This window comes from Pseudomonas sp. AD21, assembly GCF_002878485.1.
Taxonomy (GTDB): Bacteria; Pseudomonadota; Gammaproteobacteria; order Pseudomonadales; family Pseudomonadaceae; genus Aquipseudomonas.
Map to the genome: position 1 here is coordinate 14,120 of NZ_NQYG01000005.1, position 25,750 is coordinate 39,869.

Sequence of the window (25,750 nt, forward strand, 5' to 3'; positions counted from 1 at the left end):
AGGTTACCATTTGCACGTGACAGAAAAACCAAACTGATATCACCTTTTTCGTGTCATCTGATCTCGTTCTTCTTAGGAAAAAGCCATGCCGATCGTTGTCCAAGCGCTGAACGATGCCAATTACCAGGATCAACAGGATCTGCAGAAAATCTATCGTGACGCCCCGCAATGGCTGTTCACGCCGTATTCCGGGGACACCCAGTTGATCGAAAGCAGCCTGGCTGACGGGTCTTTGATTGCAGGACGTTTCAATGATCGCCTGCTCGGTGCGGCTCGCCTGACAAGGCATGACACCGTTTGGTATTTGTCCCATTTATGTGTGCGAAAAGTTACCCGGCGCCGTGGCGTGGCCGAGCGGTTGGTGAACCAAGCGCAGAAAATGGCGTCGCAAGCGGGTGCGCAACTGCATCTGCTGGCCCCTGCCGGACACCTTGAAGCGCAGGCGCTGGCCGCCAAACTGCAAGTGCCGCTGGAAGTAATCGCTACATGACTGCGCCCCGAACCGGGCGGATGCAGCGCTATACTCCCCGGCTAAATTACGAATTCGACTAATTACAAGGACTCGCCCATGAAAGCGTTCGGCAAAATCCTGGGTCTGGTACTTCTCGGGCTGTTGCTGATCATTGTGGCGGCGGGCTTCGCCCTGACCCACCTCTTTGATCCCAACGACTACAAAGACGAGATCCGCCAGATAGCCCGCGACAAGGCCCACATCGAGCTGACGCTCAATGGCGATATCGGCTGGGGCCTGTTCCCCTGGCTCGGCCTGGAACTGCACGAGGCCAGCATCGCCACCCTGATCAATCCGACCGAACCGTATGCCGATCTGCAGATGCTCGGCCTGTCCGTACGCGTATTGCCGCTGTTGCGCCGTGAAGTGCAGATGAGCGACGTGCGTGTCGAAGGCTTGAACCTGCGCCTGAAACGCGACAAGAACGGCCACGGCAACTGGGAAGACATCGGCAAGCTGCCGCCTCCTGCCACACCTGCCGGCAGCCCGCTGCCTGCCAGCGCTCCTGTTGCAGAGGCCAGCGCCCAACCGGAAAAACCGCCGCAGCCGATCCGCCTCGACATTGACAGCCTGACCGTCAACAACGCCCGCGTTGAATACAACGACGAGCAGACCGGCAAGCAATACAGCGCCGAAAGCATCCAGCTGAGCACCGGCGCGGTACACGATTCGACCAATATTCCGCTGAAAGCCACGGCGTTCCTCAGCACCAATCAGCCTGTGCTGCGAGTGCGCACCGAGCTCAGCGGCGAGCTGCGCATCGAGCGCGCCCTGCAACGCTACAAGTTCGAAGACATGAAACTGTCCGGCGAACTGACTGGCGATCCGCTGCAAGGCAAGGCCATGACCTTCTCCGCCCAAGGCCAGGTATTGCTGGACAAAGCCGCGAACGTCGCCGAATGGACCGGGATCAAGATCTCCGCCAACCAGTTGCGCGCCTTGGGTGAGCTGAAGGTCAACGACCTCGACAAGACCCCACAGATCACGGGCGGGATCTCGATCGCCCAGTTCGATCTGGCGAAATTCGTCGACAGCATCGGCCAGACCCTGCCGGCCATGGCCGAAGGCAGCCTGAGCAAGGTCGAACTGGTCAGCCGCGTGGCCGCCACGCCGACCAGCATCGCCCTCGACAACATCAACCTGAAACTCGACGACAGCAGCTTCAGCGGACGCATTGCCGTGGAAGATTTCGCCAAACAGTCGCTGCGGGCGATCCTCAAGGCCGACACCTTCGACGTCGACCGCTACCTGCCGCCGAAATCGGACAAGGCCAAAAACGCCACGCAAGTGCGTCAGGCTGAAGTCGCCAGTACCGAAGCGGATGCAATGGCCGGCGCTGGCTCCACGCCGCTGCCGGACAAGCCGAGTAAAAGCGCCTGGAGCACCGAGCGCCTGCTGCCGGTCGAGCGCCTGGCCAAACTCGACGTCGACGCCGACCTGAGCTTCGGCCAACTGACCCTCGACAAGCTGCCGATCCAGAACGCCGCGCTCAAGGCCTCCGGCCAGGGCGGCCTGCTGACCCTGGAGAACCTGCGCGGCGGCCTGTACAACGGCGACTTCGAAGCCAAGGGCACCCTCGACGTACGCCCGAGTGCGCCAGTGCTGAACCTGCAGACCCGGATCAACCGCGTGCCGGTCGAGAAAATCCTCGAAAGCCAGGGCAAGAACCCACCGGTCAAAGGCCTGGTCACCCTGACCAGCAACGTCACCGGCAGCGGCAACAGCCAGCAGGCGCTGATCGAAACCCTCAACGGCAATGCCAGTTTCGTGATCAACAACGGCGTGCTGCTCAACGCCAACCTTGAACAGCAACTGTGCAAAGGCATCGCCACCCTCAACCGCAAAACCCTCAGCGGCGAACCACGGGGCAAGGACACGCCGTTCCAGGAACTCAAGGGCAATCTGACCTTCCGTAATGGCGTGGCCAGCAACCCGGACCTGAAAGTGCGCATCCCCGGCATGACCGTCAACGCTGACGGCGACATCGACCTGCGGGTACTGGGCATGGATTACCGCGTCGGCATCGTCGTTGAAGGCGACACCAGCGCCATGCCGGACCCGGCCTGCCAGGTCGGCGAGAAATTCGTCGGCATCGAATGGCCGCTACGCTGCCGTGGCCCGCTGGAACTGGGCGCCAAGGCCTGCCGCGTGGACAACGAACGCCTGGGTCAGGTCGCGACCAAAATGGCCGGTGACAAACTCAGCGAAAAGATCGACGAAAAGCTGGGCGACAAAGTCAGCCCTGAACTGAAAAACGCATTGAAGGGGCTGTTCAAGCGATGAGAGCGGAGCAGTTTTCCACGGCGGTGCTGGAATGGTTCGACCGCCACGGCCGCCACGATTTGCCTTGGCAGCAAGGCATCAACCCGTATCGGGTGTGGGTGTCGGAGATCATGTTGCAGCAGACCCAGGTCAGCACCGTGCTCAATTACTTCGACCGCTTCATGGCCGCGCTGCCCACGGTGCAAGCGCTGGCCGAAGCGCCGGAGGACGAAGTGCTGCACCTGTGGACCGGGCTGGGTTACTACACCCGCGCGCGCAATCTGCAGAAGACCGCGAAGATCGTCGTCAGCCAGTACGGCGGTGAATTTCCACGTGATGTGGAAAAACTCACCGACCTGCCGGGTATCGGCCTGTCCACCGCCGGGGCTATCGCCAGCATCAGCATGGGCCTGCGCGCGCCGATCCTCGATGGCAACGTAAAACGCGTTCTGGCGCGCTTTACTGCGCAAGAGGGTTACCCGGGCGAGCCCAAGGTCGCCAAGCAACTGTGGGCCAACGCAGAGCGTTTCACGCCGCACGATCGGGTCAACGCCTATACCCAGGCGATGATGGACCTCGGCGCCACGCTGTGCACACGCAGCAAACCGAGCTGCCTGCTGTGTCCATTGGAAAAGGGCTGCGAGGCGCACATGCTTGGCCTGGAGACTCGTTACCCGATCCCCAAGCCGCGCAAGGCGATCCCACAAAAACGCACGCTGATGCCGATGCTGGCCAATGGCGACGGCGCGATTCTGCTTTATCGCCGTCCGTCCAGCGGCCTGTGGGGCGGCTTGTGGAGCCTGCCGGAGCTCGATGAGCTCGACGACCTGCAACATCTCGCCGATCAGCACTCGCTGACGATGGGCGAGCAGCAGGCGCTGCCAAGCCTCGTCCACACCTTCAGCCATTTCCAGCTGTCCATCGAACCCTGGCTGGTTCAGGTACAGGAGGCCGCCCATCACGTGGCCGAGGCCGACTGGCTCTGGTATAACCTCGCCACCCCGCCGCGCCTGGGCCTTGCTGCCCCGGTCAAAACCTTGCTCGAACGCGCGGCCGCCGTATTGAACGCAGGAGAGTCGTCATGACCCGCACCATCATGTGCCGTAAGTACAAAGAAGAATTGCCCGCGCTGGAACGCGCTCCTTTCCCGGGCGCAAAAGGTCAGGATATTTTTGACCACGTCTCGGCCAAGGCCTGGGCTGACTGGCAAAAGCACCAAACCCTGCTGATCAACGAAAAGCGTCTGAACATGATGAACGCCGAAGATCGCAAATATCTTCAGGGCGAAATGGACAAGTACTTCTCCGGCGAGGATTACGCCAAGGCCGAAGGCTACGTTCCGCCTGCGGAGTAAACACGCAAAATCGGGGGTCGGATCGTAAGCGACGGAATTAATTTAAGAAATTTTAAAAAAGTCGTTGACGTAAATCCGAAAAACCCTTTTAATGCGCCCCGTTGCCCAGATAGCTCAGTCGGTAGAGCAGGGGATTGAAAATCCCCGTGTCGGCGGTTCGATTCCGTCTCTGGGCACCAAATACCGAAAACCCTGAATCGCAAGATTCAGGGTTTTTTTATGCCTGCGATTTGATGGCGGCTCACTCCAGCCCTTTTGCGCTGTCGGAAAAAACGCAAATCCGTCCCGGGCATCACGAGTTTAATTGCGCTCTGCGTTTTCAACGTCGACGGGTTTCAGCCAACGGCGATCCGCGCTACTTTGGCCGCACCTTATGGAAGAGGGTCATCCACTCGATGAACCAGAAAAGAACCCGCGTGCCCCTGCCCCATCCGCCGCCCTATCGCCAGAGTCGAGTAGCGTTCTGGCTGACGGTGCTCGTCGGCGTACTGATCGCCTTCCTCATCGGTGCGTCGATTTACCTGATCATCCACAGCTTGATCAGCGGCTCCATCACCACATGGAATCGGTCAGGTCCACGTCATACCTACACCCTGGCACTACAACCCCGAATGTATTGGTTCGAGATCGTGTCGCAGTGCATCGGCACCGTCTTCCTGGTGACCATCGCCTGGTTCGGATTATGGATTTACCGAATGGCGCACGAGCCGACCGACAAACCGAAGGCCAAGCGCACGCGGCGATAAATCAAGGTTGCCCTCAGAGGGTGTTGACGTAATCGACCGGCAGCAAGACCGTGTCGAGCGCAGCGTCTACCGGCAGGGAGACGACGGTAATCAGCGGGCAAACAATCATCATGTAACAGATGACCGCGGACGGCATGCCGTCTCCCCCTCTCACGCCAAGCAAGTGCAAGTTGCCATCGACGCCTTTGTAGTACGGCTCTGCAGAATCACCGTTCATGCGCCCCATCATCGTTCCACAACCGGCCAACAGCAAAGCCAGGCTCATCGCTGAGCCAATACGCATAATCCCTTTCAAACCAGCACTTCCTTCGCCACAAAACACAAGGCGCGGGATTGTACCCGCGCCCTTGCTTTACGACTGCATCAATCAGCAGCCGCTTCAACTCCAGTGAAACACCAGATTGCGCGCCGTGCCGCTGCCGACGTCAGTCACGTCCCGCCGCTCCTGGCCATTGAGCGTGGCTCGCACGATGTATTTGCCTGGCGGTAATTGCACATACACCAGCGGCCCTGCCTGATTGAGCGTGAGCACGGGTTGCCCCGAAGCTTTTTCAATCGTCACGTCGACGTTGGCGGCGTACTCGTTCTGCATGCCGACCGAGTAGGTCATGTGCAGGTTGTAGCCGGGGGTTTGCTGGATGGCTTTTGACTCGTCCAGGCCAATCCCGCCGGACAGGTAGTTGATGCCGTTTTGCTGTTGTTGCTGGACTTGCACACCGGCACTGTCGACCGGTTCCAGGTTGGCGGCCTGCGACATGACAGGCAACAGCAGCCAACCGACAACGGCGAACGGCAGCATGAATGAACGAATGTTTTTCATGATGGCGACTCCCGGGTTCAGAGAAACCCAATCGTTACCCTTTTTTAGATTTGGCTCCGCGCAGCTTGTTTTAGATTGATTGGAACTTGGCGCGTGTACGAAATGGACTACAGACCATTGCTCGCAACAACGTCTTTGTCGGCAACGTCCTGCAACACCCATCCCGTCTTCCTGCTGCATTCACCGGCTCGCCCGACATCGCCGGCCGGCGACTCTTGGCATGCTTTGCGTCTGTTTCCAATGATGCGGAAGACTCGATGAGCCAGGTAAAACCGACTGACGCGCAAGACCCGAAAATCGATTCATTGCTGGGGGAGTTGGGCGAACTGATTCGTCAGGCGCGGCAAAAAGTGCTGCGTGCGGTTGATACGATTCAAGTGCAGACCTGTTGGCAGATCGGCCGGCATATTGTCGAGTTCGAGCAGCAAGGCGCCCAGCGTGCGGGGTATGGCAAGCAGCTGCTGGCCTTGTTGGCGAAGGATTTGACGGCGCAGTTCGGGAAGGGGTTTGACGCTTCCAATTTGCGCTATATGCGCCTTTTTTATCAGGCATTTCCAATTCGTGACGCACTGCGTCACGAATTGAGCTGGACCCACTATCGACGGCTTTTGGGTGTCACCAGTGACAAGGCTCGCCGTTGGTACATGGAAGAGTCTGCCAATCTGAACTGGTCCAGCCGCGCCCTTGATCGCCAGATCAATACGCTCTACTACGAGCGACTGCTGATGAGTCGAGACAAAGCCGATCTGATCGAAGAAGCCAGCACCAACATTGCAGCCATGAAACCCCATCCGCGTGAGTTCATTCGCGATCCCGTCATGCTCGAATTTCTTGGGCTGCCTTCGGCAGGCAAGGTCAGGGAGAGTCGCCTTGAACAGGCCCTCATCGACCATCTGCAGGGATTTCTCCTGGAACTGGGTAAAGGCTTTTCCTTTGTGGCTCGGCAACAACGCATCAGTACCGATGGTGACGATCTGTACATCGACCTGGTGTTCTACAACTACCTGCTCAAATGCTTCGTGATCATTGACCTCAAGCGCGGCAAGCTCAGCGCCCGCGATGTCGGGCAAATGGACATGTACGTGCGCATGTACGACGAACTCAAGCGCAGTGAGGGCGACAAGCCGACAGTCGGGATCATTCTGAGTGCAGAGAGCAACGACTCGGTCGCGCGTTACTCGATGCTCAAGGGCAATGAGCAACTGTTTGCCAGCAGTTACAAGACGATACTGCCGAGTGAGGAAGAACTGCGCGCCGAACTCAATCGGGAACAGGCCTTGATCGAAGAACGCCTGAGCCTTCAATCCCCGGAATAGAAACTGCGGATTGTTCCCGGATGGCGCGAAGACTATTGTTGACAGCTCCTCGAAAAGGTCGAAAGCGATGAGCTGTCAGGATGCGCCAGCAACGCAAGACATGCAGTCAAAGTCACCGGTTGTGACTGAGAAACACGGTGAAGCCTTCAAGGAAGTCGCCGCCGATGGCTTTGTGCTCGGCGGTTTCACCTGGCGGCACGCCCTGCTCGATGCCCAGCGCCCGGTGGTCATCATCAACGCCGCCACCTCGGTACGCTGCCGACATTACTCGCGCTTCGCCGATTATCTGTTCGCCAACGGTTTCGACGTGATCACCTACGACTACCGGGGTATCGGCGAATCACGCCCGGCAATCATGAAGGGCCTTGAAGCCTCATGGACCGATTGGGGCGCGCTGGATTTCGAAGCGATGCTCAAACGCGCTCAACGGGAATTCCCCGGCCAGCCAATCGATGTCGTCGGCCACAGTTTCGGCGGTTGCGCGGCCGGGCTTGGTGAGTCCGGGCAGGTCATTCGTCGGCTGGTGACGGTCGGTGCGCAGTTCGCCTACTGGCGCGACTATGCGCCGGAACAGCGCTGGCGCATGTTCGGCAAATGGCATTTGCTGATGCCACTGCTGACGCGCTTCTGTGGCTACTTTCCCGGCAAGCGACTCGGCTGGCTGGAGGACACGCCAGTCGGCGTTGTACGCGACTGGAGCACGCCTACAGCGCGTTATGAGCGACGCCCGAGCGGTCGAGCGCTAATGGCAAAAAGCGCTCGACTGCCTTTCGGCAACGTCCGCGCGCGCACTCTGGCAATCAGTATCAGCGACGACCCCTACGGCACAATCCCGGCCATCGAGCGCCTGCTCGACTACTTCAGTCATGCACGCAAAACCCACCTGCGCATCGAGCCGCAAGACATCGGCGAACAACACGTCGGACATTTCGCCTTTTTTCGCAGCGCATACCAAGCCACACTATGGCCCATCGCTCTGACCTGGCTGCAAACCGGCGAGCTGGCCCCCGACTCACCCGGGCGGACAGTGCCGCGCAGCTGAGCCCTTTCCACGCACGACGGAACACACCATGGCCTCCGCCAACAAGCAGCAAAAACGCGCCGCCCGGGCCAAGACCAAGGCCAAGCAGAACCGCACCAAGCGCGCCGAAGCGCCGGTCGAGCTGGACCCGAACGATGACCGCATCGATTTCGAGTCGGTGGACCTGACCGAACTGTTCAAGAAAATGATCGACGCCGAGAAGATCAGCCAGCAAGCCCTGTGCATGGCATTCCTCGAAGACCCGCTGCTGGAACTGGTGTTCGAGCAGGAAGGCGAAGAAGGCGCGATGGATTTCATCCTCGCCGCGCTGATCGAGTACCGCCAGTGGTCGCAAGAAACCAATGAAGCCGGCGCGCTGGCCTGGATCGAATCCCCGGCCTTCCAGGCCGACTATGTGGCCGCGTCCGACGCGATCGCCGCACAAACCCAACAGAAGAACTGAGCTCCCATGGCATCCCTGAACAAGCAACAGAAACGCGCCAAACGCGCCAAGGCCAAAGCCAAGCAAATCCGTATGGTCGGCCGTAAGCCGCTGGATCAGGACGAAGATCTCGGCCATCTCGCCGAACCGATCCCGGAATACACCCTGGCGATGTTCAGCAAAATGCGCGACGCCGAAGCCATTAGCCGCAACGAAATGCTGCTGACCCTGCTGCGCGAACTGGCGTTCGTCATCGTTGACCATCCAGAGCTGCTGGACATGGAAAACGCCGACAACGAAGGAATGGCCGCCACCCACCTGGCCGCCGACATGTTGATCGACTACCGCATGTGGGCCGAAGGCGTGACGATCGAAGAGGCCCAGGCCTGGCTGAGCGAGCCACAGTTCATCACCGATTTCGGGGTTGCGCTGGACGCTTATGGCAAGTCGGTAGAAGACGGCGAGCCCAAGGCCGAGTAATTTTTTGCGCTTCAGGCTCACGTATGGTCAAGAAAAGGACGTCAGATGAAGACAGCAGATTCACGCGAGGACGGGCAAATCCCGAAAACAGAAGACTCAGCAGCAATCCCTACAAACGAACCTGTTAAATCTCTTAAGCAACTAACTTGGGATGAATGGTTCGACGGGGAGAAATGCAGCTCAGACTTCATGCTCTCGCGAGAGCAAAACTGATTCGGATCTGAAGCGCAGAATATTTCGCCACCGGTAGCACAAACAAAAACGGCCGCTAGTCATCACTGACAGCGGCCGTTTTGCATTACGCGCTACGGATCAGTTCAACACCACCGCACCACGTTTTTCCAGCTTGCGACGGCGTGCCACCAACAAACCGGCAGCCACCACCAGCAGACTCAGCAAACCAGTCGCGAGGATCTCCACGCGATGCGCTTCCTGGAACAGCATGATGGTCAGCGCCGCGACGATGAAGATAATCACCGCGTAGGTCAGGCCCGGGAACAGCCACATGCTGAAGACGATTTTCTCGCCGCGGGCCATGCGCTGTTTGCGCATGCGCAGTTGCGAGAACGCGATCACAAGGTACACCAGCAGCGCGATGGCGCCGGAGCTGGCCAGCAGGAACTCGAACACCGCAGCCGGCGCCACGTAGTTGGCGAAGGTGCAGAGGAACGCCGCGCCGGTGGACAGCATTACCGCCCAGTATGGCGTGCCGCTTTTGTTGGTGCGGGTCGACATGGCTGGCGCGTCACCGCGCTTTCCGAGGGAGAACAGCATGCGCGACGAGGTGTACAGCGCCGAGTTCAGGCAGCTGGTCACCGCAACCAGCACAACGATGTCGACGATCATTTTCGCGTTCGGGATGCCCATGCGCTCCAGCACGGTCTGGTAAGAACCGAGGTTGGCCAGGGTCGGATCGTTCCATGGCACCAGGGCCACGACGATGAAGATCGACACAAGGTAGAACAGACCGATCCGCCAGATAACGGAGTTGGTGGCCTTGGAGATCTGCTTGCCCGGGTTCTTCGATTCCGCGGCCGCGATGGTCACGATTTCAGTACCCATGAACGAGAACATGGTGGTCAGGATCGCGCCCAGCACTGCACCCATGCCATTTGGCAGAAAGCCGCCGGAGTCGAACAGGTGCGAAACGCCGCTGACCTGGCTGTTCGGCAGGAAGCCGAAGATCGCCGCCAGACCGAGGATGATGAAACCGATGATCGCCAGCACTTTGATCAGGGCAAACCAGAATTCGAATTCACCGTAGTTTTTCACGCTGAACAGGTTGGTCACGGTGAGCAGCATGGTGATGATCAGAGCAAACGCCCAGATGCCCACACCAGGGAACCACGCGTGCAAGATGGTCGCGGCGGCGTTGGCCTCCAGCGGAATCACCAATACCCAGAACCACCAGTACAGCCAGCCGATGGTGAAACCGGCCCAGTGCCCGATGGCACGGTCGGCGTAAGTCGAGAACGAGCCGGTGTCGGGCGAAGCGACAGCCATCTCACCGAGCATGCGCATCACCAGCACCACCAGGGTACCGGCGGCGGCGTAAGCCAGCAGCACGGCAGGACCGGCAGCAGCAATAGCGTGGCCGGAGCCAACGAACAGACCGGCGCCGATAACACCGGCGATCGACAACATGGTCACATGACGCGGTTTGAGCCCCTGTTCGAGGCCATTGGAGCTTGGGGTACTGCTCATCGGAACTACCTTTGCGAGGAAAGCGATTGCGTCCGTCCCGTCTGGTTTTCCTTCTCGTAAAAAGAAACCAACGGGGCGTTCCAGATTCTGCACGCAATAAATGCGCCAAAATGTTTCAAACTCTTCTGGGCTGCGGTTTTGCGCGGAACCGGACAGTCATCGCAAGTCCTTGAGATTAATGGCTATTCGCCAGAACGTTACCCTGCGACTCACTTTTCAAGACGAATCAGTGCACCAGAAACACACTCAAAAAGTGTGTGATGCACAATAAAAGGGCGAATCAGGAACGTTCGGCCGGATAGCGCTTCCAACACCCCGCCAAAGCTGGCAACATCGCGCCTTTTTTTACGCGACGCCCACGGGTTTGCACGATCAAACACCCGTTCGGTTGTTGATGGGGCGACAGTCTGCTGTGCCGATGCGACAACCTGCCACACGCCATCCGCTTACCGCTCGTAGCGCTGTTGGCTGCCATTGAAACGCTATGCTAGCTTGGCCGCCTCGCCAGGAAGGCCAGCCAACAGCAGGAGCGCAACATATATGAGGAACGCACATGGCTGAGGCCACGCCCGCGCTTGAAATCCGCAACTTGCACAAACGCTACGGACAGCTTGAGGTGCTCAAAGGCATCTCGCTGACCGCCCGCGACGGCGATGTGATCTCGATCCTCGGTTCCTCCGGTTCCGGCAAGTCCACGTTCCTGCGTTGCATCAACCTGTTGGAAAACCCGCATCAGGGCCAGATTCTGGTGGCCGGTGAAGAACTCAAGCTCAAGGCCGCCAAGAATGGCGAACTGGTTGCCGCCGACGGCAAACAGATCAACCGCCTGCGCTCCGAGATTGGTTTTGTGTTTCAAAACTTTAATCTGTGGCCGCACATGAGCATCCTCGACAACATCATCGAGGCCCCGCGCCGGGTGCTTGGTCAGAGCAAGGCTGAAGCCATCGAAGTCGCCGAAGCGCTGCTGGCCAAGGTCGGCATCGCCGACAAGCGCCACGCCTACCCGGCGCAATTGTCCGGTGGTCAGCAACAACGCGCGGCGATTGCCCGCACGCTGGCGATGCAACCGAAGGTGATCCTGTTCGACGAACCCACCTCGGCCCTTGACCCGGAAATGGTTCAGGAAGTACTTAGTGTCATCCGCGCATTGGCCGAAGAAGGCCGCACCATGCTGCTCGTGACCCACGAAATGGGCTTCGCCCGTCAGGTCTCCAGCGAAGTGGTGTTCCTTCATCAGGGCCTTATAGAAGAGCAAGGATCGCCTCAGCAGGTGTTCGAAAACCCGCTTTCGGCGCGCTGCAAACAATTCATGTCCAGCAACCGCTAACGGAGCAACATGCATGCAGAATTTCAAGAAGGTCTTCCTGGCCGCTGCCGTCACCCTCGCGTTCAGCGCTGGTGCCATGGCCGAGACCCTGAAGATGGGTATCGAAGCGGCTTACCCGCCGTTCAATAACAAAGACGCCAGCGGCAACGTAGTCGGCTTCGACAAAGACATCGGCGACGCGCTGTGCGCGAAGATGAAAGTCGAGTGCACCGTGGTCACTTCGGACTGGGACGGCATCATCCCTGCACTAAACGCCAAGAAGTTCGACTTCTTGGTGTCTTCGCTGTCGATCACCGAGGAGCGCAAGGGCGCGGTGGACTTCACCGACCCGTACTACTCGAACAAGCTGCAGTTCATCGCACCGAAAGATAAAGAGTTCAAAACCGACAAGGATTCGCTCAAGGGCAAGATCATCGGCACCCAGCGCGCAACGCTCGCCGGCACCTGGCTTGAGGACACTTACGGTAGCGATATCGAAGTAAAACTCTACGACACCCAGGAAAACGCCTACCTGGACCTGACCTCCGGTCGCGTCGACGCCATCCTCGCCGACAAGTACGCCAACTATGACTGGCTGAAAAGCGACGCTGGCAAGAACTACGAGTTCAAGGGCGACCCGGTCGTGGAAAGCGACAAGATCGGCATCGCTGTACGTAAAGGCGATCCGCTGCGTGAGAAGCTGAACGCCGCACTGAAGGAAATCGTCGCCGACGGTACCTACAAGAAGATCAACGACAAGTACTTCCCGTTCAGCATCTATTGATCCTGACCTGTGGGACCGGCGCCGTGACTCAACGGCGCCGGCTCCTGACTTTGCCTGCCGCAATTTGAACAGAAACCCATGATTATCGACCTCTACGGATTCGGCCCGGCCCTCGCCGCCGGCGCGCTGATGACCGTCAAACTGGCGCTTACGGCCCTGTGCCTGGGACTGATACTCGGTCTGCTCGGCGCCTTGGCCAAGACTTCCCCGTACAAGCCGCTGCAATGGCTTGGCGGCACTTATTCGACCCTGGTGCGTGGCGTCCCGGAATTGCTCTGGGTGCTGTTGATCTACTTCGGTACGGTCAACCTGATGCGCAGCCTCGGTGAGTTCTTCGGTAACCCCGACTTGCAACTCAGCGCTTTTGCCGCCGGCGTCATTGCGCTGGGTCTGTGCTTCGGCGCCTATGCCACAGAAGTGTTCCGAGGCGCGATCCTCGCCATTCCCAAGGGCCACCGCGAAGCCGGTGTGGCGCTGGGCCTGTCGAAATGGCGGATCTTCACCAGGCTGATCATGCCGCAGATGTGGCGCATCGCCCTGCCGGGCCTGGGCAATCTGTTCATGATCCTGATGAAAGACACCGCGCTGGTGTCGGTGATCGGCCTGGAAGAAATCATGCGTCACGCGCAGATCGGCGTGACCGTCTCGAAACAGCCGTTCACCTTCTATCTGGTGGCGGCGGTCATGTACCTTGGCCTGACCGTACTGGCGATGACCGGCATGCACTTCCTGGAAAAACGCGCCGCTCGCGGCTTTGCGAGGAGCGCTTCATGAATTGGGCTGATTTTAAATGGGACATCATCATCAAGTGGCTGCCGAAACTGGCGCAGGGCGCGACCCTGACCCTGGAGCTGGTAGCCATTGCAGTGATTGCCGGCCTGCTGCTGGCAATTCCCCTGGGCATCGCCCGCTCTTCGAAGCTGTGGTACGTGCGCGCTTTGCCCTACGCCTACATCTTCTTTTTCCGTGGCACGCCGCTGCTGGTGCAACTGTTCCTCGTCTACTACGGCCTGGCGCAGTTCGACGCGGTTCGTAACAGCGCGATGTGGCCGTACCTGCGCGATCCGTTCTGGTGTACCACCGCGACCATGACCCTGCACACCGCGGCGTACATCGCCGAGATCCTGCGCGGCGCGATCCAGGCGATTCCGCCCGGCGAGATCGAAGCGGCACGGGCGCTGGGCATGTCCAAACCCAAGGCGATGTTCTACATCATGCTGCCGCGTGCGGCGCGCATCGGCCTGCCGGCCTACAGCAACGAAGTGATCCTGATGCTCAAGGCCAGCGCGCTCGCGAGCACCGTGACCCTGCTGGAACTCACCGGCATGGCCCGCACGATCATCGCCCGCACCTACCTGCCGGTGGAAATATTCTTCGCCGCCGGCGTGTTCTATCTGCTGATGTCCTACGTGCTGGTACGCGGTTTCAAGCTGCTGGAGCGCTGGTTGCGCGTCGATGCCTGCCAAGGGCGTTGATCCTTCCTGTGTGCTGACGGGCGAGGACCTACTCGCCCGCTTCACCGCGCTGGATGCTTTTTTGCTTGAGCATCAGGCGCTGTGGAAACCTCGTCCGTTCACTCATCTCTCGCTACCGTGGGAAACCGCCTACCCCGAGTTGTCTTCGTGGCTACGCGGGCGATCGCTGGAAGATGCAGAGCGGGCGCATAACCATCCTGCCGATCTCGTCGATGCGCCGGAGCCGTTCGCTGCATTGGCGGCGTTGTCGACCGAGCTGAGCGCGGTCGGAGAGTTGCCAGGGCATGCGCTGGAAACCGCAGGCCATCGATTGAATGTCGATGTGCCGGGACGCAAGTGGCAACAGATTGAAGCGTTCGCTAGTCGCTTGTCCTTTACAGCATCACCGACACACTGGCTGGATTGGTGTTCCGGCAAGGGTCATTTGGGCCGACGTCTGTTGAGTGCGGGACAACAATTGACTTGTGTCGAATACGATCCGGCGTTGGTCGCCAGCGGTCAGGCATTAAGTCAGCGTCACCATTTGCACGCCTTGCATGTAGAGCAGGATGTTCTGGCAGCAGACGCAGCAACCGTATTGAGCGCTCAACACACCCCCGTCGCCCTGCACGCCTGCGGCGACCTGCATGTGCGCCTGATGCAACTGGCGAGCGCAGCCGGATGTCAGCAGATGGCCATCGCCCCGTGCTGTTACAACCGGATCAATCGCAATGAGTACCAGGCATTGTCCTCCGTCGGTTTGCGATCCTCCCTACAGCTCTCGCTCGAAGATCTGGCGCTGCCAATGAGCGAAACCGTCACCGCCGGTGCACGCATCCGACGTCAGCGCGACACCTCCATGGCCCGTCGTCTGGCCTTCGACCTGCTGCAGCGACAAGTGCGCGGCGTAGACGAATACCTGCCAACTCCATCCCTGCCCAGCGCCTGGCTGGACAAACCTTTCGCCGATTACTGCCACGACCTGGCAGCGCTGAAAGAGTTATCCACAATCGGCACGCCAGATTGGCAGGCGATGGAAACCGCCGGATGGCAGCGGTTGGCCGAAGTTCGCAACCTGGAATTACTGCGCGGACTGTTCCGACGACCGCTGGAGCTTTGGCTGAACCTTGATCGAGCCATTTTTCTCAGCGAACAGGGATACGTCGTACGCCTCGGCACCTTCTGCGACACCCCGCTGACCCCGCGTAATTTTCTGCTGCTGGCCGAACGCAGTTAAAACCTTTACAGGCTGTGGATAACTCTGTTGATGGTTTTCCCGTGGATCCAATATCCACGGCCATTGCACGGTAAAAACATCATTGGTCATTTTTTGTTCATATAGATAAAAAACCTGTAAAACAGGGCGTTGCGCACAAAATGAGAACGTGTCCACAAAATCCCCTTCAACGCCGCCGTAGCGCCGATCCGTTGTGCATAAGCTTCCAATCAAAAGGACATAAACGGGTGAAATGGGTGCTTGAACGGTGCAAAAATTCTGTCCTCACACTCAGGCTGAATTGGCCGCCAGGAAGCCCGGTTTTGCGGCTGAAAACCCAGAGAGACAGCCCATGCCACGCCCGATCCAGCGCCTGCATAAAAATAGTCTGAATTCAGGGGTTTACAGAACCAACCCAATCGCTATAATCGTCGCCCACACGCCGGTATAGCTCAGTTGGTAGAGCAACTGACTTGTAATCAGTAGGTCCCGGGTTCGACTCCTGGTGCCGGCACCATACAAAACAAGGGCTTGCAGCGATGCAGGCCCTTCGTTTTTTCTAAGACGTAACAACCCACGTAACAAGGCTGCCATGCTTCCAAGCATGGCAGTGCGATGGCTTATTTCAGAGGGACGCTTTTGTGACCTGGAAGGCTTGGGATTGGAAGTTTATCGTCGGCACTGTGATCGCACTCGCAGCTTTGGTTGTTCCTCAGATAGATCTATCGTCTCGTTCACTTGTCGTTCGCCTATCGGCAACGTCGTCTCTACAGCCCGCCGTAAACATTCAGAATCTTCAAATTTCGCTTAACGGTCAAAATGTAGAATCGCCATACATCTCGACATTAGAACTGGTTAATAATGGATCGAAACCTATTCTCAGCTCAGATTTCGACGGTGCTTTACAAATACTGACGGCAAACGAAGCCAAATTGGTAAGCGTCGAAATCACGAGCACGACTCCCAAGAACATCCCCGCAAAAGTCCTCGCTTCTGGAAATGGGGCATCAATACCCCCGTTTCTTTCGAATCCCAAAGACTCCATTACCATTGTCACGGTTACCTCTGGACCACGCCCGGCGTTCGAGGTGCGGGCTCGTATTGCGGGTATAAACGAAGTGGAATTCGAAGACGGTACGGTCCAAAGCAGCAGCTATTGGAAGTTGCTCGGTAGGCTGGCGACTTCGTACGGTCTCGTTTTCCTGTACTTCGTCTTCACGCCAATCGCTTTCCGCAACAGGCAATTAATGGTGCCGCGTGGCCTGGCTTTCTCCATCGCAATTGCATGTGCGTTTGGTAGCGTTGGAACGCTCAGTCATAACCTCGAAGAGTTATTGTCTGGCTTGCCTTACCCTAGAGAAACGTCCTTCTTGATGGGGCTTGGAGTAACACTGCTCATGGGGTATCTGGCACTCAGATACACGCGGCGCTTGATAGAAACTGACCGATTGAAAGACTGAGTGTCGCGACTAGACATTAGCGAGATAGGTCGACTTTTAAAGCCCCAGCGATGTATGCGTGTGTGACGAAGCGTCCCTTATGCGAGGTGAAATAAGGGTCAGACCACGTTTTGAGCTGAGACTGTGGTCTGACTCTATTTTTCCCCGCCTTATTTTGCTCGTGTCACCACGGAGCTTAGGTCGGTGAAAACGCTTTGAGAAACCCCGGCCTTCCTTTGCTCTTCAGTGGCCGCCGAGAGCGGCAGCAGCGTTACGCGCGAGGCCTTTCCAGCCTTCATCTGACGTACAGATTCCATCAAGTCCGTCTGAAATCGCTCTAGCTCATTTGCCATGCCTTTTCTTCGCCTTCAGCTATTTTCTCCAACGCTCGCTTGCTGAACTTATGCAGCTTGAACCGAAAGCGAAATCCGCCTTCCAAGTTGCTGCAACGCACGCTCAACATTCTCGATTTTGGAGTGATGCAGGAAATCTACCAGGCGATCGACCTGAGGCCGTTGTACGCCGAGACGACGTGCCAACTCGGCCTTGCTTAAACCTGACTCCAAAAGCGTATTCCACAGCGCAACCTTTGCTGCAGTCAGCGCAGGCAGACGCAATACGACGCCACTTGCCTGTTCTCCTGCCTGCCCGGTCGGAATCAACCGGCGATCATCAACGTATATCGAGAGCGCCGTCTCGATTGCATCAATGGCGGTGTCCAACGCTTGCTCGAGGGTGTCGCCAACGGCGTGCATCTCAGGAATTTCTGCGCAGGACAACCAGACACTGTCCGGCTCTTCGTGAACTTCCAACGCATATTCGAACATCACGATTCCTCTCATGGGGTACAGCTGAGCCTCAATCCTTGAGGCCCAGCTGTTTGATTATCGATTTTCTCAACCCTTCGCCCATTTCCTTGGCTCCATGGTCGGGAAACACAGTTGATTTGCCATTCAAGGAAACCTTGAAGTGACTGCCCTTGCCGGTTTGAAACTCAACGCCTTGGGCTTTCAACCATCGCCGAAACTCGCTGTACTTCATGTGCATCACTCGCCGTTTCGGTAAAGCGAATGTGCAACATATTTGCTGCATTCGCAACATAAATGTTGCACTACACAGAGATGGCAACGGCCACCACCTGGCCACGATTGCGCATCCGTCCTCCGCAAGCTACCGTCAATCCCATCGCTGCCAATTCAGCGACCGGGCCTGATAACCCGGGTAAGATACAGGCGCACCAGCGCCCCAATTCACGTTTGCCGGCGCTTTTTCGTGTCTGCATTACTGTGCAATGGCGGCTGTGCGTGGGAGACCTTCGGGTCTGCCGGGTTCCTGTATCTCCGGTTTATCAGCCTGCGCATAGCTGCCACCCATTCGCCTGATAACGAATTGGCAGCTCTCATTTGATACAGGGAGTTCACAAATGAATGCCATCAATCCATCCGTAATCCGCCGCGCAGCCACACCGGTCACCTCGCTCCACGCCTTACGTACGGCAGGTGAAGCGAAATGACCCACTACCTCGATTTGAAAACCCCAGGCCTTACGCACTTTTCTTTCCAGGCCAATCAAGCGCTGTTTCGCACCAACCGTGGTGTTCCAGTGATTGCCGCCCTCTCGCACGCCTCACACTTGCTTCACATCTCCAAGCTACTGACCGCCGACTCCACGGCTTCTCGCGACCCTGACCTTCACGCTTATGCCTCCCAATATCTGCAGGAGTTGAGCAAAGCTCTGATCGACGACGTGGTGAAAGTGCTGGATGCGCCAACAGCAAGCCATTGACGTAAACCGCCAATATCAAGCCCTCGCCATACCGCGAGGGTTTGTTGCGTTTCAAACCTGACTGATCTCAAACACAAACGAAATCCTTCTCTGACTCGCACTCCACACATAACGCAGATGTTTGCCCTGCTTCGGAATCGACACCGCCGGCGGGCGGAACGCGGCAACACATTCATGACCCGGCAGGCGGACGCTGTTGTAGAGCAGTCCCCACGATTCAGACTCGCGCAGCTGTCGGGCAAACGCCTGTGACGGGCCATAAGCTTCCGGATCGGGTTGATGCAAATGTGCAAAACCATCACGAACATCGTGCAGCGGTTTAACCACGCGACTGACGTAAGTCCGCATGGTCAGCTCAAGATCCGCTTCGTGGGTGGCCGCGAGGAAACGTTCCTGGTGATAGCAAGTTTCGGCGATGGCCGCGGCCTGGCTGCTGGCGGCGTAGTAGACGCCGAAGGTGCCATCGGTGAAGCGGCTGCTTTTGCCGATGTGGGTAAACGCCGCCATCACCGGGGTGGAACCGGGGCCAGAGAGACGGTCTTCAGGGCGCACGCGGGCGAGGACGCCGGCCTGCTCGATCAGGCGATCATTGGTCAGCGCTTCCAGGGCGTAGGCGATTTCCAGGTCTTCGGGTTCGAGCACGTCTTCGAACAGCGCAATCGGCGGGAAGCTGCTGTTGACGATCCGGTAGGCCTTGGGCCATTGCGGCTCGACCAGCGGCGGGGCCTTCAACCGCGCACCCCGTCGAGGTAGCGGCGCACGTCGGCGATGTCGACCACCCTCCCCGCCAGCATGTAATCCAGCGCCGTTCGGCCATTGAATGGTGCAGCCGTGTTTGGACTGCTGACCCACGTGTAGGCGCGCTCGCGGCTGTTGCTGAAGATGATGCTCAACGCCTTGTGAATACCCATCAGGTACGAGATGCGCTCCAGGGTGTCATGCGGCAGGCGAATGTTCGGCGGCAGGTGTTTGTACTTGTAGAACGTGGTGTTGCCGACGCCCCCCAGCAACGTGCGCTGCTGCTCGGTGCTGCAGCCCCAGCGCTCCATGAGGTTGAAGAAGAACTTCAACGCAACGCGCCCGGCTTCCGGGACGTCGAGTTGTTCACGCGGAGTGAGCGCTGGGGATGAGGTAGGCACGGCCGCCTCCATTGCTGAGTGACATGCTTTCAAGCCTAGTACAGATACGGATGTTTGTTATCTATTAATCCGCAAATGAATTAATTCCTTTCTCAGATAAGGTCCCGGAAAAAGCCACGAATTGTTATTCCAAGTCAGCATTTTTTGACCTTCATCACCCCCACGTCATCAAAAATCCCGATCCTGTGTCAGCTTCCAGCCATCGGCAGGGGCATCAATTCGCTACTAAACCCGCGACAACTATGCTCAGGTGCTGGAATATACCCGGCATATGACGCCGGATCGGCAGTCTCGTAAACAACAATACCCAGCCCACTTCAGAGGGCATTACCCATGGATAGCAGAACCTTACGCAACCTGATGCGCATCGTGCAGACCGGCTCGTTGTCGGCCGCAGCCGAGCATTCGTGCCTGACTGTGCAGGCCCTGGCCGCGCAGTTGAACAAGGTCGAAGAGCAGTTCGGTTTCCGCTTGTTTCGTCGTTCCAACAAAGGTCTGACGCTGACGCCGCAAGGCACGGAGCTCACGCCCTACATGGACAAAGTGCTGATTGCCACGCGACAGATGGAAGAAAAGGTCGAGGCGCTCAAGGTGCCGGGCCAGCGCACATTGAAGGTCGCGTTGAACAACACGTTGTCGTCTGACTTCAACCGGCGAATGATCGGACGCCTGATCGAGGTGTTTCCCGATTACCAGATGGAATTCAGCTACGCCGAGTCGATGGAAAACCTCAGCAAGCTGAAGAACGAAGACTTTGACCTTGCGGTGCTGATCGGCCCGCAGCGTCCGGGCTTGCCTAGTATCGTCCTGCCGGATGTACAGGTGCAGGTGGTCGGTGCCCATTGCGGGCAGGAAAACGATCCACTGACGTTGCTGGGCAACAAGTTTCAGGTGCGTCCTGCGGAAGATTGTCCGTATTCCCACAGCTTCCTGCGTTTTCTCGACGCCGGTCTGGGCAATCATGAGAACGGTCAGCGCATGGTCTATTCCTGCAGCGAAACCCTGACGCTGTCGTTGATCACCCAGATGGACGCGGTCGGCATGGTTTCCCGCGAGGCCGCGCAGAAGAACGGCCTGACGATTTTCCCCGGTTTCGAGGACTTCCTCGAAGTGCGCCTGGCGGTGAACAACCCGAACCTGTCAGGCAAGGCCTTGAACGACGTGGTCGATCTGCCGCTACATGAACGAGCCGAGCGCAATGTACGCAGCCGTCCCAACCGCCACACTGAGAAAGAGGTTTTTGCTGAAATACGCACATAACAACGTCGGAATGGCTGCATAAAATTCCGGGCGGTCGAGCTGTAGGTGCTGATCCTTGATCAACAAGGGAGTCAGGCTGATCGCAGCGACGATCGCCACCGGCAGGTATTCCAGCGCCCGCGCAACGAATGGCGGCCAGTGCTCGGTGTTGACCTGCAATGGCAGCGCGCGTGGCAGGAAGGTCACGGCCATCATCAGCGCGACTACCAGGATCAGGAACGTTTGGTCAGGCATACACCCACTCCGCAGCCCACAAACGTGGCGATGAATACGTTGAACGGCGAAGTGCCGACCAGGCTCAGCACGCCCATGCAGGCGACGGCAGCCGCTGCGGCGATGAGTTTGTTGCGGGTGTTGCACAGCGACACCAGCACATAGAGCATCATCGCGGTCAGTGCGTAGTCGAGCTGATATTTGATCAGGTGCGAAGCGTATTGCGCACACACCGCGCCCAGCAATCCGCCCAGCACCCAGGAGGTGTGGCAGAACAGGTTGAAGCCGATCAGGTAACGGATATTGACCGGCGCGCCGGTGCCGAGTTTGACGCTGTGAAACGCAAAGGACTCATCGGTCAGGCCACCAGCGTAAGCCCAGCGCTCCATGCGGCTCAGCCCCAGTGCACGCAGGGCCTTGGCCATGTAAACCGACATCAGCATGTGCCGCGCATTGATCAGGAACGTGGTCAGCACGATGGTGGTCAGCGAAGCACCGCTGGAGATCAGCGCCAGCGCGGCGAATTGCGAAGCGCCGGCGTAGACGAACAAGCACATCGCCACCGGCAGCCACATCGGCAGCCCGGCGTTGACCGCCATCAGCCCGAACACGAATGACACCGTGAAATAACCGGCCACCACCGGGCTGGCTTCGGCAAACGTGCGCGATGGCTGATGGGCAGCCATCAGCGGCGCATTGCCGGACGTTTCATTCATAGATCCCTCTCAAATGTCCGCTCGCCGTGGGGTTCGCAAAAACCCTGGGCAGTCCAGAATCGCTTGCCCGCGAGGTTAGCATCGTCGACGAACAGAAACATCCGTAATACACCGACCCGTTTCATGTCGGACGACGCCGCTTCCACCAGCCGCTGGCCGACGCCCTGGCTGCGGTAGCGCCGGCTGACCGCGAGGTGGTTGATGGTGCCGCGACTGCCGAGCATGCCGCCAAGTACGGCACCGACGATTTCGCCTTCCACGTCGAAGGCCAGATAGGCCGTGGTGGTTTTCTGGATCAATACACCGCGCAGGCATTTGGCGTCCTGCCACTCGCAGAACGACACTTCGTCGAACTGGCGGAAGAAACGCTCCATGCGCTGCGCGTCCTTGGCGGTGGCGCGTCGCAGCACCACCGGCGTCGAGCACTCGACGCCATCGATTGGGGTGATCTGATTAGCGAACAATGTCGAAAGCGGTCCCGGGCCGCGAGAAGGAAATCGCCAGAATCTGCCGGTAGGCCATGGCATGGGTGTGGGTGTTGCGCGCCGGGGTCACGTAGTGGCGCATGTCGCGGTCAAGGAAGTAGGTGGTATCGAGGATTTCCTTGTAGGTGGTCGACGCCAGTTGATGCTCGTGCACATCGTACAAACGGCTTTCCGCACCCTCGACATTGTTGCGCCCCCAGAAGTGCACACCGCTGAACGGATAGCCGTCGCAGTGAATCCCTTCCGGGGTGATTTCCAGTTGTTTGCCGGGTTTGATCTCGATGCGAATCTGATGGATCTGGCACTGCCAGATCTCATCGTGCAACTCTTCCGGCAGCACGCTTTTGTACACTTCAAAATCGGTGTCGATCAGGCTGCGCATCACCGGCGAAGTGATCACTTCATCGGAGAAGTCCTGAAAGTGCCGCACAACGCCGCCCACGTAGGCGTTGTTCTCTTTCGACTGCACGTACGCGCGATGCTCGAGTTGCGTCAGTTCACGGGTTTTCGGGTTGTACTCAAAGTCGCTGTAACGACGGTAACGCATGCCGGCTTCGGCCTGACCGTAGTAACTGTCTGGCTCCATGTTTTCCCAACTTTTGGTCAGTCTGACGAAGTCGGCAAAATGACCGTAGAGATTGAAGTCACCACCCTGGACGTTGACATACTTGTCCCGCCGTAGCGATTCGCCCACTTCTCTGTTCAAAACGATCATTACCAAATTCTCCGCTGCGTTGAGCGGCCTAATCTATTAGGTGGAGAATTTGCGTCCATGAGAAAGAATTTCAGGCATTTAAAGCCCTGCTTGAAACGGTACTTGAAGGTGCTTGAAAACAACCTTTAAGTGACAAAAACACCGGTTTTTTACGGTTTTTTCGTAAAAAGCGTCGAAAAAAAACCCCGAGCGAGTCGGGGTTTTCTCAGGTGTCTAGACCTGAACGATCATCAGAAGATGTTGATCGGGTAGTCCACGAACACACGCAGTTCGTTGCCGCTGCTGTTGTAGTCGGCGGATTTCTGCGACACACGCAGGATCGAGCTGCGCAGTTTCACGCTCAGGTCTTTGGCCGGGCCACTTTGCACGACGTATTTGACCTGGTTGAAGATTTCACGCTCGGTGCCACCGGTGGTGGTTGCGGTGGTGATATTGTCGCCACGCACGTAAGCGACGTTGTAGCTCAGACCCGGTACGCCGAATGCGCCGAAGTCCAGGCCGTAACCCAACTGCCAGCTGCGCTCGTCTTCAGCGTTGAAGTCCGACCAGTAGGAGTTGGCCAGGTAGATAGTGTTGCCACCGTCACCAACGCGACCTTGATCCTTCTGATAGCCACCGTAGGCGTAGCCCAGGTTGCTGTCGCCGGTGGAGCGCTGATGCGCCACGGTGAACGAGTGCGGGCCGGTGACGAAAGTCGCTGCCAGGCTCCAGATCTTGTTGTCGTCACCGGTAGCGCCGCTCTGTCGAACATAGGAGTCGTCGAGCTTGGTGCGATAGCCGTTGAAGTCCAGGGTCAGGGACTGATCCTTGTCGATCGGGAATACGTAGTTGGCGTTCACGTATTGCTTCTTCAACACGTCTTCAACGTCGGAAGCGTACAGCGCCGCCTTGAACTGTTCGGTGAACTGGTAGCTACCGCCCAATACGTTGATTGCCTTCAGACCACCGCTGTCACGGCCTTCAGCGCTCTTGCGCGATTCGGCAGTGAACCGACCGGCGTCCAGTTGCAGGCCTTTGATCTCTTTGGAAGTGATCAAGGTACCGGTGTAGCTTTCCGGCAGCAGACGCGAGTTGTCGTAGTTCAGCACCGGCAGGGCCGGCATCTGGTCACCGTAGGTCAGCACGGTGTTGGACAGGCGGAATTTGACCGCCGCGCCACCCTTGGACAGGTCGTTGGCCGGGTGGCCGCTGTCGCCCTTCTTGAAGAAGTCGATACCTTGTGCGCCGCTGCGATCTTCGCTGCGCTCCAGATTCAATGCGTACAGACCGAATGCATCCACACCCACACCGATGGTGCCTTGGGTGAAGCCGGACGAGAACGTACCGATGGCGGCTTGGCCCCACTCGGATTTGTCTTTGTTGCCGTCTTTGTAATCACGATTGATGTAGGCATTGCGCAGCAGCACTTTGAGGCTGCTGTCTTCTACAAAACCCTTGGATTCGGCCTGGCCGTCAGCCATGGCCTGTGTGGCACTCAACATCCCCAGTGCGATCAGACTGATACGCTTGTTCAACATTTTGTTTTCCTTATTACGGGTTGAAACGCGCTGTGTCGAACGGCTGAAACGGCGCTAATGCACTCTTTTTTCACCCCGAAACAAAAAGACCCGCCCACGACAAAACCGTGGCGGGCCTTTTTATTATTTTGAGTCATGGCGGTTAGCCACAGGCGTTGGGCCGAATCGTAGCCGCGCCCTCAATAATGTGTCAATTTCAAGAATCGTCTTTAAATAGGTAAAAATCGTCTAAGAATCGTAAATTTTGCGATAGCCCATTGCTCGGAAATGCGCTTAGCCAGTGAATCCAGCGCGATTACGCGCAGCCGGCGAGACCACATTGCGCGGGGGATTGAGCCGCCCCATCAGCCACAATCGCTTGCCCCAACCAGTCGGCGAAGGCCTGCGGTTTACCCAGCCAAGGGCTGATATCGATCAACGTGAATTGCCCGTCCTGCTCCAGCGCCAATGTCGGGAAGCCCTGCCCGCCCAACCGTGCCAGCAGGGCGCGACTGGCTTTTACATGCGCTTGGGTATCAACGGATTTAAACGCAACCGCGAAAGCCTCCCGTGCGTAATCCATCTGACTCGCGATTTCGAACAGCACAGACTCATCGGCAATCCGCCGCCCTTCCACGTAATGCGCCGTTTGCAAACGCCTGAGCATCTCCAGGCCGCGGCCGTCGATGGCCTCTGCCGCCATCACCGCAGCGATGGGTGGGGTGGAGTCGAAAATCGCCGAGTGATCGCGCAGCAGACCTTCGAAATACGCCTCGCCAAATGGCTGACCGGTGTATTCGGCAATGCGCCGATCATGGGGCATGACGTAATTGCGCAATTGCGGTGAGACTTGCTGGCGGTTCGGGCCACTCATCATTCCGCCCGCATGAGCCACCACCGGCAGCACTTGCTGCGCAGCTTGCACCAGCGGTTTGGCGCCGTAGCACCAGCCACACAACGGGTCATAGATGTAGTGAAGGATCATGGGAGAACTCCGGCAGAAAAGTGGGAAAAGTCGATGCCGGCAGACTATTCCTTCACGCATGGGCGAAAAACGCCGGAATGGCTTTCAGACTGTTTCGTGAA

At 58.0% G+C, this 25,750-nt stretch carries 30 protein-coding genes and 2 tRNA genes; 19 read left to right on the forward strand and 13 right to left on the reverse strand.

Annotated elements, in window-relative coordinates; genetic code table 11:
* The first annotated feature begins 85 nt into the window (after positions 1 to 85).
* The 6 genes from PseAD21_RS04340 (at position 86) to PseAD21_RS29945 (ending at position 4,873) form a co-directional block, all read left to right on the forward strand.
* Positions 86 to 490, forward strand: coding sequence for an acetyl-CoA sensor PanZ family protein (locus PseAD21_RS04340; RefSeq protein ID WP_102354629.1), 405 nt, complete (start codon positions 86 to 88; stop codon positions 488 to 490).
* Between the two features lie 78 nt (positions 491 to 568).
* The gene (locus tag PseAD21_RS04345; protein ID WP_102354630.1) at positions 569 to 2,794 is read left to right on the forward strand and encodes an AsmA family protein; all 2,226 of its coding nucleotides are present in this window, start codon (positions 569 to 571) and stop codon (positions 2,792 to 2,794) included.
* Positions 2,791 to 3,858 carry an A/G-specific adenine glycosylase gene (gene mutY, locus PseAD21_RS04350; protein WP_102354631.1) on the forward strand — a complete coding sequence of 356 codons (1,068 nt, stop codon included), beginning with the start codon at positions 2,791 to 2,793 and terminating at the stop codon, positions 3,856 to 3,858. The genes PseAD21_RS04345 and mutY overlap by 4 nt, the downstream gene beginning before the upstream one ends.
* Positions 3,855 to 4,127 (forward strand): oxidative damage protection protein, encoded by a 273-nt coding sequence (locus PseAD21_RS04355; RefSeq protein ID WP_003220737.1) that lies wholly within the window; start codon positions 3,855 to 3,857, stop codon positions 4,125 to 4,127. The genes mutY and PseAD21_RS04355 overlap by 4 nt, the downstream gene beginning before the upstream one ends.
* A gap of 103 nt (positions 4,128 to 4,230) precedes the next feature.
* A tRNA-Phe gene (locus tag PseAD21_RS04360) sits at positions 4,231 to 4,306 on the forward strand.
* On the forward strand, positions 4,274 to 4,873 hold the full coding sequence (locus PseAD21_RS29945) for a hypothetical protein (protein WP_256588092.1): 600 nt from the start codon (positions 4,274 to 4,276) through the stop codon (positions 4,871 to 4,873). Before PseAD21_RS04360 ends, PseAD21_RS29945 begins: the two co-directional genes overlap by 33 nt.
* Before the next feature lie 13 nt (positions 4,874 to 4,886).
* Here the strand turns inward: PseAD21_RS29945 and PseAD21_RS04370 are convergent, their stop codons facing one another.
* Both PseAD21_RS04370 and PseAD21_RS04375 read right to left on the reverse strand, forming a co-directional pair.
* A complete protein-coding gene (locus tag PseAD21_RS04370) occupies positions 4,887 to 5,168 on the reverse strand; it encodes a YceK/YidQ family lipoprotein (RefSeq protein WP_102354633.1) in 282 nt (93 codons plus the stop codon).
* Between the two features lie 84 nt (positions 5,169 to 5,252).
* Entirely contained in the window at positions 5,253 to 5,693 is a 441-nt protein-coding gene (locus PseAD21_RS04375) for a hypothetical protein (RefSeq protein ID WP_102354634.1), read from the reverse strand.
* Between the two features lie 257 nt (positions 5,694 to 5,950).
* Between PseAD21_RS04375 and PseAD21_RS04380 the strand changes: the two genes are divergently transcribed.
* The 4 genes from PseAD21_RS04380 (at position 5,951) to PseAD21_RS04395 (ending at position 8,952) form a co-directional block, all read left to right on the forward strand.
* Entirely contained in the window at positions 5,951 to 7,009 is a 1,059-nt protein-coding gene (locus PseAD21_RS04380; RefSeq protein ID WP_102354635.1) for a YhcG family protein, read from the forward strand.
* 67 nt (positions 7,010 to 7,076) lie between these two features.
* Positions 7,077 to 8,051, forward strand: coding sequence for an alpha/beta fold hydrolase (locus PseAD21_RS04385; RefSeq protein WP_102354636.1), 975 nt, complete (start codon positions 7,077 to 7,079; stop codon positions 8,049 to 8,051).
* A 28-nt stretch (positions 8,052 to 8,079) separates the two neighbouring features.
* Positions 8,080 to 8,493 carry a hypothetical protein gene (locus tag PseAD21_RS04390; RefSeq protein ID WP_102354637.1) on the forward strand — a complete coding sequence of 138 codons (414 nt, stop codon included), beginning with the start codon at positions 8,080 to 8,082 and terminating at the stop codon, positions 8,491 to 8,493.
* A 6-nt stretch (positions 8,494 to 8,499) separates the two neighbouring features.
* Positions 8,500 to 8,952 carry a hypothetical protein gene (locus PseAD21_RS04395; protein WP_102354638.1) on the forward strand — a complete coding sequence of 151 codons (453 nt, stop codon included), beginning with the start codon at positions 8,500 to 8,502 and terminating at the stop codon, positions 8,950 to 8,952.
* Positions 8,953 to 9,264: 312 nt separating this feature from the next.
* On the opposite strand, the gene gabP is transcribed toward PseAD21_RS04395, so the two are convergent.
* Positions 9,265 to 10,656, reverse strand: a complete 1,392-nt coding sequence (gene gabP / locus PseAD21_RS04400; RefSeq protein ID WP_102354639.1) for a GABA permease — start codon at positions 10,654 to 10,656, stop codon at positions 9,265 to 9,267.
* A 553-nt stretch (positions 10,657 to 11,209) separates the two neighbouring features.
* Between gabP and PseAD21_RS04405 the strand changes: the two genes are divergently transcribed.
* From PseAD21_RS04405 to PseAD21_RS04435, 7 genes are all read left to right on the forward strand, one after another.
* Positions 11,210 to 11,983: an ABC transporter ATP-binding protein gene (locus tag PseAD21_RS04405; protein WP_007909167.1), complete on the forward strand. Its 774-nt coding sequence runs from the start codon at positions 11,210 to 11,212 to the stop codon at positions 11,981 to 11,983.
* A gap of 13 nt (positions 11,984 to 11,996) precedes the next feature.
* Positions 11,997 to 12,746, forward strand: a complete 750-nt coding sequence (locus PseAD21_RS04410; RefSeq protein WP_102354640.1) for an ABC transporter substrate-binding protein — start codon at positions 11,997 to 11,999, stop codon at positions 12,744 to 12,746.
* A 78-nt stretch (positions 12,747 to 12,824) separates the two neighbouring features.
* Entirely contained in the window at positions 12,825 to 13,520 is a 696-nt protein-coding gene (locus PseAD21_RS04415; RefSeq protein ID WP_102354641.1) for an ABC transporter permease, read from the forward strand.
* Positions 13,517 to 14,221, forward strand: a complete 705-nt coding sequence (locus tag PseAD21_RS04420) for an ABC transporter permease (RefSeq protein WP_102354642.1) — start codon at positions 13,517 to 13,519, stop codon at positions 14,219 to 14,221. The genes PseAD21_RS04415 and PseAD21_RS04420 overlap by 4 nt, the downstream gene beginning before the upstream one ends.
* Entirely contained in the window at positions 14,202 to 15,437 is a 1,236-nt protein-coding gene (locus tag PseAD21_RS04425; RefSeq protein ID WP_102354643.1) for a methyltransferase, read from the forward strand. The genes PseAD21_RS04420 and PseAD21_RS04425 overlap by 20 nt, the downstream gene beginning before the upstream one ends.
* A gap of 420 nt (positions 15,438 to 15,857) precedes the next feature.
* Positions 15,858 to 15,933 (forward strand) — tRNA-Thr (locus PseAD21_RS04430).
* A 124-nt stretch (positions 15,934 to 16,057) separates the two neighbouring features.
* A complete protein-coding gene (locus PseAD21_RS04435; protein WP_102354644.1) occupies positions 16,058 to 16,876 on the forward strand; it encodes a hypothetical protein in 819 nt (272 codons plus the stop codon).
* A gap of 380 nt (positions 16,877 to 17,256) precedes the next feature.
* Here PseAD21_RS04435 and PseAD21_RS04445 read toward each other — a convergent pair whose 3' ends face one another.
* Positions 17,257 to 17,682, reverse strand: coding sequence for a type II toxin-antitoxin system HicB family antitoxin (locus PseAD21_RS04445; protein ID WP_096796733.1), 426 nt, complete (start codon positions 17,680 to 17,682; stop codon positions 17,257 to 17,259).
* Between the two features lie 31 nt (positions 17,683 to 17,713).
* Entirely contained in the window at positions 17,714 to 17,896 is a 183-nt protein-coding gene (locus PseAD21_RS04450; protein WP_041071532.1) for a type II toxin-antitoxin system HicA family toxin, read from the reverse strand.
* Positions 17,897 to 18,364: 468 nt separating this feature from the next.
* Between PseAD21_RS04450 and PseAD21_RS04455 the strand changes: the two genes are divergently transcribed.
* Positions 18,365 to 18,640: a DUF3077 domain-containing protein gene (locus tag PseAD21_RS04455; protein ID WP_102354645.1), complete on the forward strand. Its 276-nt coding sequence runs from the start codon at positions 18,365 to 18,367 to the stop codon at positions 18,638 to 18,640.
* 51 nt (positions 18,641 to 18,691) lie between these two features.
* Here the strand turns inward: PseAD21_RS04455 and PseAD21_RS04460 are convergent, their stop codons facing one another.
* Together PseAD21_RS04460 and PseAD21_RS04465 are read right to left on the reverse strand one after the other, a co-directional pair.
* Positions 18,692 to 19,372 carry an RES family NAD+ phosphorylase gene (locus tag PseAD21_RS04460; RefSeq protein ID WP_102354646.1) on the reverse strand — a complete coding sequence of 227 codons (681 nt, stop codon included), beginning with the start codon at positions 19,370 to 19,372 and terminating at the stop codon, positions 18,692 to 18,694.
* Complete coding sequence (locus PseAD21_RS04465) at positions 19,369 to 19,779, reverse strand: MbcA/ParS/Xre antitoxin family protein (RefSeq protein WP_102354766.1); 411 nt, start codon at positions 19,777 to 19,779, stop codon at positions 19,369 to 19,371. Before PseAD21_RS04465 ends, PseAD21_RS04460 begins: the two co-directional genes overlap by 4 nt.
* 333 nt (positions 19,780 to 20,112) lie before the next feature.
* Between PseAD21_RS04465 and PseAD21_RS04470 the strand changes: the two genes are divergently transcribed.
* The gene (locus tag PseAD21_RS04470) at positions 20,113 to 21,039 is read left to right on the forward strand and encodes a LysR family transcriptional regulator (protein ID WP_102354647.1); all 927 of its coding nucleotides are present in this window, start codon (positions 20,113 to 20,115) and stop codon (positions 21,037 to 21,039) included.
* Here PseAD21_RS04470 and PseAD21_RS04475 read toward each other — a convergent pair.
* The 6 genes from PseAD21_RS04475 to PseAD21_RS04500 all read right to left on the reverse strand — a co-directional run bounded on the left by PseAD21_RS04475 (position 20,956) and on the right by PseAD21_RS04500 (position 25,649).
* A complete protein-coding gene (locus PseAD21_RS04475; RefSeq protein WP_003220702.1) occupies positions 20,956 to 21,273 on the reverse strand; it encodes an AzlD domain-containing protein in 318 nt (105 codons plus the stop codon). The two genes, PseAD21_RS04470 and PseAD21_RS04475, sit on opposite strands and share 84 nt — an antisense overlap.
* Positions 21,252 to 21,968 (reverse strand): AzlC family ABC transporter permease, encoded by a 717-nt coding sequence (locus tag PseAD21_RS04480; protein WP_102354648.1) that lies wholly within the window; start codon positions 21,966 to 21,968, stop codon positions 21,252 to 21,254. Before PseAD21_RS04480 ends, PseAD21_RS04475 begins: the two co-directional genes overlap by 22 nt.
* Complete coding sequence (locus PseAD21_RS04485) at positions 21,965 to 22,342, reverse strand: GNAT family N-acetyltransferase (protein WP_102354767.1); 378 nt, start codon at positions 22,340 to 22,342, stop codon at positions 21,965 to 21,967. Before PseAD21_RS04485 ends, PseAD21_RS04480 begins: the two co-directional genes overlap by 4 nt.
* Positions 22,343 to 22,421: 79 nt before the next feature.
* Positions 22,422 to 23,168 (reverse strand): 2OG-Fe dioxygenase family protein, encoded by a 747-nt coding sequence (locus PseAD21_RS04490; protein WP_102354649.1) that lies wholly within the window; start codon positions 23,166 to 23,168, stop codon positions 22,422 to 22,424.
* Positions 23,169 to 23,398: 230 nt separating this feature from the next.
* A complete protein-coding gene (locus PseAD21_RS04495; RefSeq protein WP_102354650.1) occupies positions 23,399 to 24,685 on the reverse strand; it encodes an OprD family porin in 1,287 nt (428 codons plus the stop codon).
* A gap of 295 nt (positions 24,686 to 24,980) precedes the next feature.
* Positions 24,981 to 25,649: a DsbA family protein gene (locus PseAD21_RS04500; RefSeq protein ID WP_102354651.1), complete on the reverse strand. Its 669-nt coding sequence runs from the start codon at positions 25,647 to 25,649 to the stop codon at positions 24,981 to 24,983.
* Between the last annotated feature and the right edge of the window lie 101 nt (positions 25,650 to 25,750).